Origin of the sequence: Lachnotalea sp. AF33-28 (genome assembly GCF_003477885.1) — a bacterium.
In the GTDB taxonomy this organism is placed as follows: domain Bacteria; phylum Bacillota; class Clostridia; order Lachnospirales; family Lachnospiraceae; genus AF33-28.
Genome location: NZ_QUEE01000012.1, coordinates 61,488 through 76,148, shown reverse-complemented (window position 1 = coordinate 76,148; position 14,661 = coordinate 61,488). Strand labels below are relative to the sequence as shown.

Below are 14,661 nucleotides of genomic sequence, written 5' to 3'. Positions count from 1 at the left end.
CCTTTTGTTATATAGAAAAAAGCGCCGGCAGCCGGCGCTTTTCTGGTTTGGTTTGAATCTCCCCCGTCAGATCAGATTGCAGGGGATGAAGCTGTTTTTACTGTCAATTGGAATGACTTCCTCGCACATACAGACAATACCGCCGCTTCCCCTTGCCAGGGACGCTTTATCAAGCAGCTCGTATTTCTTCACTTCGCGCCGGTCCGGATTTGCGGATTTCTTGACCTCCAGAGGGTGGATTAGATTGTTTTCCTCCACAAAAATATCGATTTCCTTTGCGTTCGAGTCCCGGTAGTATGTCAAATTGGCTTTGGCCTTTGCGTAGGCATAGTTTTTAAGCAGTTCCAGCACCACATAATTTTCAAAGTAATGCCCGCTGGCCGCGCCGTTCATCAAGGTATCACGCGTCAGCCACATGGAGAGATGGGCGCACAGGCCAGTATCGCAGAAATACAATTTGGGCGTTTTGGTCAGGCGCTTCAGCTCGTTGTTCGCAAAGGGCTGTAACAAATAGATAATGCCCAGCCCCTGCAGCACCCGCACCCACTCTTTTGCCGTGGGCTGGGCAATATCCGCGGCATCCGCCAGCGTTTTGTAGTTTACTTGCTCGGCCACCAGTGCGGCGCAGGCGTTCAGGAATTTTCGGAAACGCACAGTATCGGTGATACCGCCAACGTCGGCCACATCCCGCATAAGGTAGGTGTCCACATAGGAATTGTAGTATTCCTGCCTAAGCTCTGCGTCCGCCGATAGCACCTGCGGCATACCGCCGCGCCAGATGTGTTCAAACACATCCACAATATTATTTCTGGCAGCCAGCTTTTGCCGCTCTATCAAGCAGGGCAGAGAAAAATCAAGCTCGTTTGGAAAGGTAATACCCTCGATCTCATTCTTTGACAGGCCGTACAGCTCCAAAATACCGATCCTGCCCGCCAAGGTTTCGCGGATGTTTTTCATCATGCTATACTGCTGGGAGCCTGTCAGCCAGAAACGTCCCGTTTCCTCGCTGGCATCGCACATGATTTTGATTTGCTCAAAGAGCTGTGGCGCCTTCTGCACCTCGTCAATGATGATCGGCGGCTGGTAGGTTTGAAAAAACAACACCGGATCCGTCTGCGCCAACGTTCTCACCATTGAGTCGTCAAGGCTCACATAGGTTCGCGCCTGGCCTTCGGCCAGATGTTTAAGCATGGTCGTCTTACCGACCTGCCGGGCACCTGTTACAAGCACGGCTTTGAAAAAGCCGCTCATGTGCAGAAATTTACGTTCCAATGTGCGATCTACATATTGCATGGTTATTCCTTCTTTTCATTTAGGATAATATAAAGTATATTTTATTTTATCCTAAAATATACATCCTGTCAAGCAAACGCTGGGATCAGTCTCCCAGCCTGTCAGGATCATAGGAAAGCTTTGCATTGCCATATTTCATCTGGGTCAGCGGATAACCGAGGAATTCGAATTGGAAAGGAGTTCCTTTATGCTCCAGAATATCATGGCAGATATGGATCAAATCATCCGGCACCGATTTGGGCTGGCTTAAGCAATTAGGACAAGCGCCAAACCCTGCATGGCCGTTAAAGTTCTGGTCAAACCGACCGGACAGAGATTTAAATTTTTCAATGGCTTTCAGTGTGGCTGTCACGCTGCACTCCGGCGCCAGCAGATTTATATTGCAGCAGTCACCGCTGAAAATAATCCGGTTTTTCTCGTCCAGAAACGAACATCCGCCAGGAGTATGGCCGGGGATTTCAAAGACCTCCACAGCACGCTCACCCAGCTCAAAGCGCTGTCCTTCCCTTAAGGGAAGAAGCTTCGGCACAGCGATGTTTTCCGAAATCCGATCGGGGGAATAATCATAAATTTCATATCCGCCTGATTTTCCAAAGCTGTCCGCATAGCTTTTTATCTCGTCCGCTTTTCCCGCCACGGATTTTGTCATCTCCCAATCTTTTTCATTGATGTACATCTCTTTAAAGCATCCCATTCCGCCTACATGATCCATATGTCCATGAGTGGCAGCCACTGTAAGCGGTTTATCCGTCAATGAATCCACAACAGCTTTCAGATCACAGATGCCGCAGCCTGTATCGATCAGCAGAGCGCGTTCCTTTCCTACCAGCAGATACATGGCCGCAGTTCCAAATTCATTGATCGCGTACGTATCCGGCGCAATCTCACAGATAAGCGGTGTTTTTATTGCCATAACTGTATTCCTCCTATGTCACCAACCAAAGGTTGATGACCTGCGCACACTTCAGTGTGCTTCCTCATATTATTTGATGATCTATTTACAGTGATGAAGTACATGGGCCGGTTTCCTTTACAAATATCGATATTACTGCGGCAGCTGCCAGAAATCCGGCAAAGCACAGCATGGCCGTTTCCATACCCACAGCCCTGGTGGCAGCAGAAAGTGCCGGCGGTGCCGCTATGCCGATAACACTCCCCACGCCATACATCAGCGCATAAGCCCCAGACGCAAATGCTGTATCAAACTTGCGCAGCTCCGTAGACACTGAAGTTGTTGCCGGAATTCTGCATCTGGTACAAAATCCAAAGACTGCGATCCCCATTACAATGGCAGCCGGCTGTCTCCACAAAAGCAGGCCGACCATAGAGATCAAAGAAAGCAGGGTACTCACAATAATCACCGGTTTTCTACGTCCAAGCGCCGTTGAAGCTGCGCCTCCCACAGCGGTTCCTATCATGCCCGCCAGGGAAATAATGCCTGACCAGGACGATGCCTCGCCTGCTTCAAAGCCGCGGACAATCTGAAGATAGGACGGCAGATAATTGGTTATTATATTTGTGCACAGAATCGCAAGGCTGTGATATACCGTCAGCACCCACACATCCCTGTCGCCCATAGCCTTTCTTAATCCCCTCTGCTTCTTTTGTAATTCGGCAGGCGGACATCCTCCCTCACTGTTCCTGACAATTATAAACCAGGCCAATGTAAGCACAGCCGCCGCGATTGCCGCAAGCAGATAGCAGGCACGCCAGGACCGCGCCATCAGTTTGTATAGCGGAATGGCCGCCGCAAAGCAAACATATGTGGCCAGCGTGTTTCCCAGCGTATAAATCGTCACAAAAGCGGACTGGGCCTTTCCTCGGAATACATCACATGCAACCGTGGAAAAACCGGTTCCTGCGATTCCCATGCCGATCCCCACCAATGCACGGCCAGCCAGCAGCCCCAGGAAACTGTTGGCGCAAAAACCAAAACCGTTGCCGGCAGTTACAAGCAGCATGGCGATAGTCATTGCATACCGCAGCCCCATCTTTTCCATGACGACGGTGGAAGCCATTACGGAGATGCCCATAAATAGTGTGGTAATTGTAGGCAAATAACCTGCCAGCGCCACATCCGTCCCCATGTCCGCCGCAATTTCTGTCAAAAGAGGGGAGGAGAGGGTATTCGAGAAGGAGATCAGCATTACACTTAAGCAGATCAAAACGCTGCCTGCATATTTTTGTATATACCTCATCGCAGTCCGCCTTTCAGTCACGCCTCAAGATTCACTGCCGGATTGATCTGAAGCGTATCCAGATATTCTCTAAACAGCTGCTGTTTTTCCCGGCTAACCGTGATCATACCTCCGTTCTCCTCCAGCTCCATCACCTCAAAATCTCCCCGGTTAGCTTTCCATTCCGTCAGATTACTGCCGTTGGGATCGCCTGTTTTCACAAAGTTAACCAGGTATCCCGCCATACGGTCTGCCAAGCGTACATCCTCTTCTTTCCAGTACCCCTCTCTCCTGGCGGATAACCTGTGTGTAAAATACGGCACATCCGCTGTGTGGAAGGCTCCATAATCGGCCTTTCCAGGCATCGAATGCGTAAACAGACAGGTATACGTGCGGCCGTATCCGCTGTTTTGCCGCAGAACCGCTACCTGATTTAAAACTGCCATCAGAAAATCTTTCTGCAGCTGCATCCCTGCGGCATTTGGACTCTCTCCCGGCGGATATAACGCAAGGCATTCATCCGCCAGCGGTCCAAATGTCTGCCGGACAAATTCTTCATACTCTTCACCAATGCGCGCATTCATCTGCATCAGATTAAACAGTGCGCCGTCCCCCAGTGTCAGACCGACCATCAAATCCACAGGATTCGCCTCTTTTTTTCTGATCGCATCCGCATAGCCGTCCTTTATCACATAACCGTCCACCGTCAGGTTGGGAACCGGTCTGCCGATCAGCTCCTCTGCCGGAATTTCCCTAAGCTGTTCTGCTGTCCTATCGCCAAATTCTTTGATTCCAATTCTTTCAGCCGTTTCCCCGCTCGGAAAAGCATAGATGACCGAGGTGAGGCTTAAGGATACCGCACGGTGAAACAGACCCGCTGCAAGCGGCGACCCGATCAGCGCATCCACCGACGCTGCGCCCGCGGACTGCCCCATAATGGTCACGCACTCCGGATCGCCTCCGAACTGTTTAATATTGCGCCGCACCCATTTCAAGGCTGCAATTTGATCCAGAATGCCATAATTGCCGGATGTTTTGCTATCCGCCTCCGCACTCAGAGCCGGGTGCGCCAGAAATCCCAATGCCCCCAGGCGGTAATTGAGGCTTACATACACGATACCCTGCTGTGCCAAATATTCCCCGTCATACACCTCACAGGATGCGCCGCCGCTGGTAAATCCCCCGCCGTGGATATAAACAAGCACCTTCTTATTATCACCGCCGTCGTTTCCTGTCCATACATTAAGGTTCAGACAGTCTTCATTCCTCTCCGAATCCTCGATCATAAATTCTTCCGACCAGCAAAAAAAAGGCCGCTGTTCATTCTGGACGGCGCTGTATCCCCATTTCTCGCAGGGCAGGATTCCGTCCCAGTGTTCTGCCGGCTGCGGGGCTGTAAATCGCAGCTTTCCCGTCGGACTGGTCGCATAGGGAATGCCTTTAAAAATGCTGACACTCTTATCCTCATTGTAGCAGCCCCTGATTGTCCCACTCTCGATCTCTGTCATCGGATATGGCATTGGAAGGTCAAAAAGCTTCACGACGTGATCATAAAGCATCGCTTCCCGCTTTGTGCGGATTCCCCGGTGTCCCTTAGGTGTATCCGCCAGCTCCATCCAGCCAAAATCGTCACCGCTGGAAGGCCACACAGGAAGGCCCTCCCCATTGGGGTCTCCTGTTTTAATAAAATTAGCCCAGTAAGAGGATATCTGATCCGCCAGTACAAAATCAGCTTCCGTCCAGGGCCTGCAGGGCGGAACCCCAGGCCTTAGAGAAGCGAAGGTATACCACAGCTCGCTGGAGTGCCATGAAAGCAGGCGTTTGGCATCCCGGGGGGTTCCCTTATCCTCCGGACGATCAGGTGTGATATGTGAAAACAGGTAGCAGAAGTTCCTGCCCTTATTCTGCTTCTCCGCCCGCAGCATGCCAAAACAGCGGTCCAGCATAACACCGCGAAAACCCATCTTCGAGGTCAGCCCTTCTGCAGCCAGACGGCGGGATATATGATCCGCATTCTCATCTGTTACCTGAATCAGATGTTCAAAATCATACTTGTCATAAAGTCCGCCAAGCAGCTGTTTCGCCGTCTGATATACCTCTTTGGCGCTTGTGAGAATTGGACCGCCACCCCCGGGTTCAAACCCCCACATACGGCATTCCCCATAATTGATTCCGGTCAGATAATCGCACTGTGAAGCGTATTTTTCCACGCTCTCTCTCATATCTGCAAACGGCACCAGGGCCTTATCATACACAATACTGCCCGGCAGACGCGGTCCGTTATCGCTGCCCACCACCTGGCTTTTTCTAAGCAAGGCGCTGTAAGGCAGTTTACGCAGTTTTTCCACCGGCAAACCGGGGTCAATGCCGATAGATTCCAGATACTTCTGTGCCTTCTCCGCTTCCTCCTCCCTGGTAGGAAAGCTGGTGATCCAGCAGAGCATGCTCTGTTGAATCACCCTCTTTACGCGCCCTTTCTGGGCTGGAGAAGCGGCAAGCGCGCCTGTTTTTATAGTTCCGCCGGACTGACCGCCGATCGTGATGTTTTCTGGGTCCCCGCCAAAGGCTGCGATATTCTCATAAACCCAGTCCAGTGCCTTCACCTCATCCATCAGCCCGAAGTTACAGCCATTCTCTCCCTGTTCTTCCCACAGACAGGGCAATGTTAAAAAGCCAAATATATTCAACCGCTGCCCCACGGACACCACTACCACGCCTTTACGCGCCAGCTCGCCAGGATCAAACTCCACCTCTCCGGATTCGCCAAAGGAGAGTCCGCCTCCGTGAAACCACATAAAGACAGGGCGCCTCTCCTGTGCGCTGGCCGCTCCTGTGGCTATATTCAGATACAGACAGTCCTCACTCATTTCCGGTCTGCTCTGATAGTAGAAATCAGACTGAAACGGCTCAAAATTAATGGCGGATAAGATAGGCTGAGGGCAGCGCCGCGCATATTGGGTGCACTCTCTCACCCCCTCCCAGCAGACCGGATCCTCTGGCGGTCTCCAGCGCAGATTTCCCACGGGCGGCGCTGCGTATGGAACACCTTTGAAATATGTAATCCCCTCATATCTTTTCTCCCGGGCCTCTTCTCCTCTAAGCTTTCCGTATTTCGTCTCAACGATTCCAATGGACATTTTACCGCCTCCCTTTTATGTCACCAACCACAGGTTGATGACCTGCGCACGCTTCAGCGTGCTTCCTCTTTTGTCACCAACCGCAGGTTGATGACCTACGCACGCTTTACCCCTTGATGGCGCCAACCATCATTCCCTTTTCGAAATATTTCTGCAGAAACGGATACATCACCCATATCGGCAGGGATGAAACAATGATGACACAGTACTTAATCAGTTCCTTATAGATCAGCAGGGAGCTGTCCACATTCGCGGAATCAAGAACAGTTCCGGACGTCACATTATCTGACATCAGGATCTCCTTTAATACCAGCTGCAGAGGGAACAGGGCCCGGTCCCGCAGATAAATCGATGCGGGAAACCATGAATTCCAGTTCGCCACAACACTAAACAGCACGACCGTGGCAATCGTCGGTGAGATGAGCGGCAGTATTATTTTAAATAAAATCGTCATGCTACCCGCACCGTCAATCATCGCGGATTCCTCCAGACTATCCGGGACTCCCAACATTGCCGTGCGCAGAAGTATGACATTAAATGCTGAGAAACATCCCGGCAGGATGATTGCCAGTCTGCTGTTAAACAGTCCTAAAAGCTGCGTGTTGACCAGATAGCTGGAGATAAGGCCTCCGTTGATCAGCATGGTGACCGTAAGGATAACCATGATCACATTTCTCCAGAGCGCATTCTTCCGCGAAACCGTATAGGCCGTCATCAATGTGATCAGAAGCCCGAAGCCTACGGAAACCGCCACATAGAACAGGGTATTCAGATATCCTGTTACGATGGATTTGTTCTGAAGCACCAGCTTGTACCCCTCCAGGTTAAATCCGTGGACCCTCCAGATCAGTCCGCTCTGCTGCATCACATAGCTTCCGTCGCTGAAAGAAGCGCACAGCACATGCCACACCGGAAGCAGGCAGATCACCATGATCGCAATCATAAACAGCGTATTGACGATTCGGAAAACCATACGGGCCGGTTTTTTACCGCTTTCTACCATTTCAAATACCTCCCATCCCTCTTTTAGAACAGACTGTTGTCTGTCGCCTTTCTGCTGATCGCATTTGCAGTAATCAGCAATACAGTGTTAATGACAGAATTGAACAGGCTGACTGCTGTACTGAATCCATAATTGGCCTCTACCAGACCTTTGCGGTAAACAAAGCTGGAGATGATGTCCGCCGTCTCATATATCTGCGGATTGTACAGAAGGATGGTCTTCTCATAACCCACGGACATGATGGAACCGATTTTTAAGATCAGCATGATGATAATCGTAGGAAGGATTCCCGGAAGTGTCACATGCAGCGTCTGTTTCCATCTGCCCGCGCCGTCAATCACCGCTGCTTCATATAATGTCTGGTCAATTCCCGCCAGCGCCGCCAGATATACGATGGCGCCGGTGCCAAGCCCCTGCCACAGATCTGACGCTATATACAGCGGTCTCCAGTAAGAGGAGACGCTTAACAGATTCTTACTCTCCCCCGTAAATATGCTGACCAGCTGTGCCAGCACCCCTTTGCTGGTGCAGAAATTGACAATAATACCTGCCACCACCACCATAGAGATGAAATTGGGGAGATAGGTAACCGTCTGCACCATCCTCTTAAACTTCTGATTCTTAAGTTCATTCACCAAAAGCGCAAACAGGATGGTCCCAAAGAATACAAATACGATCTGAAGCAGGCTTAAAATCAGCGTATTTCCCACGGTTCTCACAAAATACATGGATGAGAAAAATTCCTTAAAATACTTCAGCCCTACAAATTTGCTGCCGAAGATTCCCAGGTTGGGCTTATAATTCACAAACGCCAATCCCAGTCCGAAAATCGGCATATAATTAAACAGCAGCACCATAATCAGACCCGGTACCGCCATGGCGTAAGCGACTTTATGTTTTTTAAAATCCTTCACAATCGCCTCGGCCGTATATTTTTTCTTTCGTTTTGCCCTCAAAGCGCCGCTGCTCATAGACACCTCCAAAAGTTTTAAAAATGTGTGATCCGCCTGCCGGCGGATCACACAGCCTGTTTTTACTCTGTCCCGCGTGACAGGTATCTGTCATAGGCGTTCTGCTTCAATTCCACACAGCGCTCAATTCCGAGGCCTTCAATGGTGGATACATACTCATCCCATTCTGTGCTGATATCCTTCTCTCCGGAAATAAAGGAAGCAATTTCTGAGGTAACATAGGTGCTGATATCTGAATACATCGCAGCAAACTCATTATTCTCATCGCTTGTCATAATCGCAGTAAAAGGATAAAAATAATCGGAAGGAACTAAGCTCCAGACATCACACATAGCGAGTGACTCCTCGGAAACTCCTGCCAGCTCCCGCTCTGAGCTGTAGGATTTTGCAAGCACTGCGGGCGGACAGGTATACATGGACATTGCCTGATTCATGGACAGGCCATCCGGATTATTTGTGATCTTTTCAGTAAACTGCGGTTTTCCGTCCACATACTCGAAGGTATCTCCTTCTATGCCGTAGTTAGCCAGCAGAGCTCCTTCCTCGCTGAAGAGATAGTCCAGCCACATCATCGCAATATCCGGATTTTCACACTGTGTCGAAATTGCCACACCGTCGCCGGCAAGCTTCGGAATCGGCGTCGCCAGTCTGGATTCCTCTCCGCTCGCGCAGACAGGCGGATTGACAGCCACCAGCTCCATATCCGGATCCGTGGACGACTGATAATAGTAATCCATAAGTGTATAATAAGAGTTAAACACACCGCTCTGGCCCGTAACAATCATGGAAGTGTCCCCCGCATATCCTGTCTCCCTGGCCATAAAGTCAGGATCGATCAATCCCTTTTTATACCAGTCGGAATACACGGTCAGCGCTTCCTTCATATTCTCCGAAGTGGGGCTGTAGATCACTTTCCCGTCTCTGACCATAAAACCGGTAGTCGCATTAAAACCATAGAGGAACATGTCATAATAAGGTGTCAGAGCAAAAGGCGCATATGCTCCATGGTTTTCCTTAAATGCTGTCAGTACCGCCTCCCAGTCTTCCAACGTTTTGGGAATATCCAGTCCGTCCTTATCCAGCCAGTCTTTTCTGATCATCAGGCCCATAAACAGAGGCTGCTGGGTCTGTGAAATATTCTGCACTCTTACAACTCTCCCCACATCCGTGATGCTGTCAAGAAGAACATCCTCATCCGCAGTGCGCAGCGAATTAAAATTAGACAAATATGTATCGAGATACGGTGTGAGATCCAGATAGTAACCGTCCTCCACCGCAGCATCCATACCAGCCGTATAGAGCCCCGCTCCCATGATCATATCCGGCAGATCTCCGGATGAAATCATCAGATTAAACGCCTCCGAAGCGGTCGTTGCGGAAGAAATCGTGTCAAACTCAATATGGACATTCGTGCGTCTCTCAAGCTCTTGAAAAAAATCTGTGTCATTGTAGTCGGTTACCAGGTTTGTCAGATACTGGCTTAAACTGCCCGCCCAGAGAGTAAGCGTAACCTTCTTTTCAAGCGGAAACGTGAGCTTACCAGTTTCATCGGCGCCAGAAGAACTCTCCTGTGTTTTAGCCGTTTCCCCGCTCCCTGATGTTTTACCTGTGCTTTCCCCGCTCTCTTTCTGTCCGCAGCCGGCCATGACAGAAACCATCATCGCTGCTGTTAACACCAGGCACAACATTTTCCTTAATATCCTGTTTTTCATATCCCTTTCTTTCCTCCTGTTCCCTGAATTTTTCTGTTGGTAAGCTCAAGTATAACCGCCGAATACGCAGAAATAAATTCTCAAAACTTAAATTTTGGGGGCGATTTTAGGAAAATCCTCCGGATACGCGGCCGCTGTCCCCTTAAACTGGCCCGGCGTAATTCCTTCATAGCGCCGAAACGCCCGGATAAAGCTCTTAGAGTCCGGATATCCGGTCAGCCGCGCGCTTTCGCTGACGGTAACCCCCTGCAGCATCAGTTCCTTGCTTTTTTCAATTCTAAGCCGGTGGATATGATCCAATATGCTTAATCCTCTGAAGTTTTTAAAGCATTTCCCAATATATGCCGGTGTCACGTTCAGAAAATCACCTATGGCAGCCACATTCAGCAAGGGGTCACAATAATGATCGTCAATATATTTTTCCGCCCGCAGAAACCATTCGGGTATCTCGTAACTCTCCTGTCGGCTTTCATAGGATCCTGCCATGCTTTTTATTATATCGTGGAGTTTCCGGCTGATTTCTTCCATGGAATTGATATGTCCCAAAGGATCTCCGCCGTCCGCCCCGATATACGGCAGGACCTCCTCCAGCGGCACACCGCTCTCGAGCATCTTGCTCACGAGCAGGCAAATGAGGGTTGCTCCCTGATATCGGTTGAGCACCATGAATTTTATATGGGGGTAAAAGCACTGGTCCAGTATCTCATCCAGAGTCCGGCTCGCCAGCTCATACTGATGCGCAATCAGCTGTTTTGACAAAAACTGTGCCTTATCAAACAGCAGTTTTGTTTTTCCCGAAAGCCCCGCGTCCTCTTCCTGATCATCGTCATAGATCAGCACACTGCCTAAACTGTTGCCCCAAAAGGAACTGCAGGTGAGCGCAGCCATAGCCTCTTCATAGGCCGCATGCAATTCGTCCGGCCGGTGATGGATACCGCTTATTGCAGCATAGGTCCGGATCTTTAACGCCTGCTCAAAAAAAGAAGTACATTGGGAAGTTCGGTCCGAAAGTGAAGGACCTCCGTCCTCAATATAACCGCTGTCCACTACACAGGCCACAGTATCCGGCAGTTCAATTATGAGGCCATGGGATTCTCCGTGGTCTGGGTCTGCTTCATATGTGCAGCCTAGCATCACTTCATTGAGTATATTTTTTACCGCAAAGAGAAACAGTTCCCATTCTTCGCCTTCCTGGCCGGCAAACAGGGTGCCTGTCCCATGAAATGAGAACAGAACCACAAAGTAACTCTGAACCGGCAGCCTTAGCATCAGCTCCGGAATATAATCCTCAACCCAGCCATTTTGGGATGAGCCGCGCAGAATGGAGGACAATGCGAACTTCTCCAGAGCCAGGCTCTTACTGCGCAGTTCCCTCTGAAGCATTTCATGATTGTCTGTAAGCGTCTGCAATGAATTCTCCAGATTCTTATACAGCCTGCCCAGCGATTTATCCTGCAGTCCATCCTGCTGTATTTTAAGCAGACTACGCATTTTTTCAATGGGAAGAGCTGTTTTTTTGGAAAACACATGCGCCAGCAGAACTCCAATGATCATGCTGCCGATGATCTCGGCGATAATCAGGTATCGCAGCAGATTGATCTCATAGAAGTATCTGCTCTTAGGCGCGTACAGGCAGTATGCAGCGTCCAGATAATCCGACTTTAAGCAGGAGACGATATACCGCGTACCGTCGATTTTAAGCTCCTTGCTGCCTCCGGAAGGCAGTTCATAAAAAGCCTCCTCAAACGCAGGGATGTCGGCGCCTCCGATCACGCCTCCGTTTTCCTGCTTAAGAAACACATTGCCATCCTGTGTAATCCGATTCCATGAGAGCACACAGAATGCCGTTCCCAGCACGGTCTTATAATCCTTGCTGTAAACGTTGTAGTAAAAGAAAATATACTCCCTGTCATTTGCCTCAGTAAAAAAATAACCGTCCACATTGGATGCACATGCCGTAAAATCATCCACAGTTATGCCGTAATTCCGGCAGAAGAGATCGACGATTGGCGCTTCATACCTCGATTTATCCGTTACCAGTGAATTACTGGCATGCATATACATGCCAGCAGTCTCAAACCACTCGTATCCATACTGAAGGGAGGCGATTTCGGATATCAGGGAAACCGCCCCAATCCGGTCCGCCGCCTGCCAGTGCTTTAGAGTCATGAGCTCTCTGGCTTTCGTATTGGAGCCTATATATCTTGCGCTGGCCTGCGCCCGCAGCCATTCTTTATCGTATGAAAGCTGCTGTTCACGCAGCAACGCCTGAAAATTGTTATCCAGTCCGTTCCTGATTGCAAAATATGCGTAAACATATCCAAACGTGGACAGCAGAATTGTGACCGACATCAGAATGATGTAGGTCACAAGCATAAAACGGTATTGTTTTCCCAGATTTTTTATCGAGCGCTTCATACTTAATCACCGCCGTTCAAACTCATGAGCGCGCCTTCATAACCTCCTGTGTCAAAACCGGCAGCACTTCAAACAGATCTCCAACCACTCCGTAATCGGCCGCCCCAAAAATCGGCGCATCGGGATCTTTGTTAATTGCAACTATCACACCGGAACCGCTCATGCCTGCCAGATGCTGGATGGCACCGGATATACCGCAGGCGATATACAGCCTGGGAGCAACCGTCTTTCCGGTCTGTCCAACCTGATGGCTGTGCGAGATCCATCCTGCATCCACTGCGGCTCTGGATGCTCCCACGGACGCTCCAAGAGCTTTTGCCAGCTCCTTAACCGGACCAAAGCCATTCGGTCCTCCAACACCTCTTCCTCCGGATACGATAATCTCCGCGCCTTCCAGATCGACCTTATCGCTTTCCATCTCTCTGATCAGTTCCACGATGCGGGTTCGAATATCTTTTTTATCCATATGTATCTCTTCACGGATGACCTTTGCCCTGCCATCGGCGGGATCTCCCTTTTTAAAGACACCCGGACGGATGGTTCCAATCTGAGGCCGGTGATCCGGGCAAAGGATTGTCGCCATCAGATTTCCTCCGAAGGCCGGGCGTGTCCACGCGACGTTTCCGCTCTCCTCATCGATATCCAGCGCGGTACAGTCGGCGGTCAGCCCGGTCTTAAGCCTGCAGGCGATGCGGGGTGCCAGGTCACGCCCGTCATTCGTCGCGCCGATCAACAGGCTGGACGGCCCATATTTTTCAATCAGAGTGCACATTGCGTGGCAGTATGCGTCGGTGGAATACTGTGCATACTCATCTCCCTCTACCACAATGACCCTCTCTGCTCCATATGCTTCAGCAGTTTTAACTGCGGCATCCACATGGCTGCCGATCACAACTGCGGTCAGCGTGCCGCCCTGTTTTGCGGCCATATCCTTTGCAGGCGTCAGGAGTTCAATCCCCACATTTTTCGCGGTCCCGTTTTCCTCCGTCTCCATATATACCCATAAGTCTTTTGTCTTTGCTTCCATTATCGTTCTCCCTCTTTAAATGACTGCAGCGTTATTCAGCGCTTTATACAGTTTCTTTGCCAGGTCAGCGCCCGGTTCCCCTTCCAGTTTTATGCCGCCGGTCTTCCTCTGCGGCACAAAGGTTCTCTTAACATGTGTGGGGGACCCCTTTAAGCCGATGCGGCCGTCATCCATATCAGGAAAATCATTCTCGCAAAGCACCGGAATATCCGCCCGGTTAGCAGCCATCCTGCGCTTGATGGACGGATAGCGGGGATCCCAGGAAGGTTTTGTAAAGGTCACCACACATGGCAGGCTGACAGCCACTCTCGTATTATAGTTTTCACCTTCCCGAATGACCTCCAGTCCTTCGTTTGTGACCCGGCATTCGAGGCCACAGGTAACCTGCGGATAGCCGAGATGTTCTGCCATCTCAGGTCCCACTTGAGCCGTATCCCCGTCAATCGCTTGCTTTCCGCAGAAAATAGCATCAAACTGGATTCCTTCCAACTCCTCTATCTTTCTAACGGCCCGGCTCAATATATAGCTTGTGGCCAGCGTATCCGATCCGCCGAACCTGCGCCCCGAAACTAGATAAGCTTTATCCGCAGCAATGGAAAGGCATTCCTTTAAAGCCGCTTTAGCCTGTTCAGGTCCCATGGATACGGCCACAATACGCGTATCGGGATCTTTGTCCTTCACCCGTGCCGCGGCCTCCAGCGCATACCCATCAAATGGATTGACGATGGAAGGGACGCCCGCCCGTATCAGTGTATTGGTCACCGGATCTATTTTAATTTCTGTCGTGTCCGGGACCTGCTTCACACATACTAAAATGTTCATCATTCTCTCTCCTTTTTCCTGTCACCAACCGAAGGTTGATGACCTACGCACACTTCAGTGTGCCTCCAGTTTCCTGTCACCAACCGAAGGTTGATGACCTA

General features: G+C 50.3%; 10 protein-coding genes. All 10 read right to left on the bottom strand.

Annotated features, from left to right (window positions below; genetic code table 11):
• Window positions 1-66: 66 nt before the first annotated feature.
• The 10 genes from DWZ56_RS16250 to DWZ56_RS16205 all read right to left on the bottom strand — a co-directional run bounded on the left by DWZ56_RS16250 (window position 67) and on the right by DWZ56_RS16205 (window position 14,560).
• Window positions 67-1,293, bottom strand: coding sequence for an ATP-binding protein (locus DWZ56_RS16250; protein WP_118557655.1), 1,227 nt, complete (start codon window positions 1,291-1,293; stop codon window positions 67-69).
• Window positions 1,294-1,378: 85 nt separating this feature from the next.
• Window positions 1,379-2,206 carry an MBL fold metallo-hydrolase gene (locus tag DWZ56_RS16245; protein ID WP_118557654.1) on the bottom strand — a complete coding sequence of 276 codons (828 nt, stop codon included), beginning with the start codon at window positions 2,204-2,206 and terminating at the stop codon, window positions 1,379-1,381.
• An 85-nt stretch (window positions 2,207-2,291) separates the two neighbouring features.
• Window positions 2,292-3,491: an MFS transporter gene (locus DWZ56_RS16240; protein ID WP_118557653.1), complete on the bottom strand. Its 1,200-nt coding sequence runs from the start codon at window positions 3,489-3,491 to the stop codon at window positions 2,292-2,294.
• A 17-nt stretch (window positions 3,492-3,508) separates the two neighbouring features.
• The gene (locus tag DWZ56_RS16235; RefSeq protein WP_118557652.1) at window positions 3,509-6,607 is read right to left on the bottom strand and encodes a carboxylesterase/lipase family protein; all 3,099 of its coding nucleotides are present in this window, start codon (window positions 6,605-6,607) and stop codon (window positions 3,509-3,511) included.
• 106 nt (window positions 6,608-6,713) lie between these two features.
• Window positions 6,714-7,610, bottom strand: a complete 897-nt coding sequence (locus tag DWZ56_RS16230; protein WP_199679614.1) for a carbohydrate ABC transporter permease — start codon at window positions 7,608-7,610, stop codon at window positions 6,714-6,716.
• 23 nt (window positions 7,611-7,633) lie between these two features.
• Window positions 7,634-8,581 carry an ABC transporter permease gene (locus tag DWZ56_RS16225; RefSeq protein WP_118557651.1) on the bottom strand — a complete coding sequence of 316 codons (948 nt, stop codon included), beginning with the start codon at window positions 8,579-8,581 and terminating at the stop codon, window positions 7,634-7,636.
• Window positions 8,582-8,643: 62 nt separating this feature from the next.
• Complete coding sequence (locus DWZ56_RS16220; RefSeq protein ID WP_118557650.1) at window positions 8,644-10,293, bottom strand: extracellular solute-binding protein; 1,650 nt, start codon at window positions 10,291-10,293, stop codon at window positions 8,644-8,646.
• 87 nt (window positions 10,294-10,380) lie between these two features.
• Window positions 10,381-12,711 (bottom strand): helix-turn-helix transcriptional regulator, encoded by a 2,331-nt coding sequence (locus tag DWZ56_RS16215; protein ID WP_118557649.1) that lies wholly within the window; start codon window positions 12,709-12,711, stop codon window positions 10,381-10,383.
• 22 nt (window positions 12,712-12,733) lie between these two features.
• Window positions 12,734-13,738 (bottom strand): electron transfer flavoprotein subunit alpha/FixB family protein, encoded by a 1,005-nt coding sequence (locus tag DWZ56_RS16210; protein ID WP_118557648.1) that lies wholly within the window; start codon window positions 13,736-13,738, stop codon window positions 12,734-12,736.
• A 15-nt stretch (window positions 13,739-13,753) separates the two neighbouring features.
• The gene (locus tag DWZ56_RS16205; RefSeq protein ID WP_118557647.1) at window positions 13,754-14,560 is read right to left on the bottom strand and encodes an electron transfer flavoprotein subunit beta/FixA family protein; all 807 of its coding nucleotides are present in this window, start codon (window positions 14,558-14,560) and stop codon (window positions 13,754-13,756) included.
• Between the last annotated feature and the right edge of the window lie 101 nt (window positions 14,561-14,661).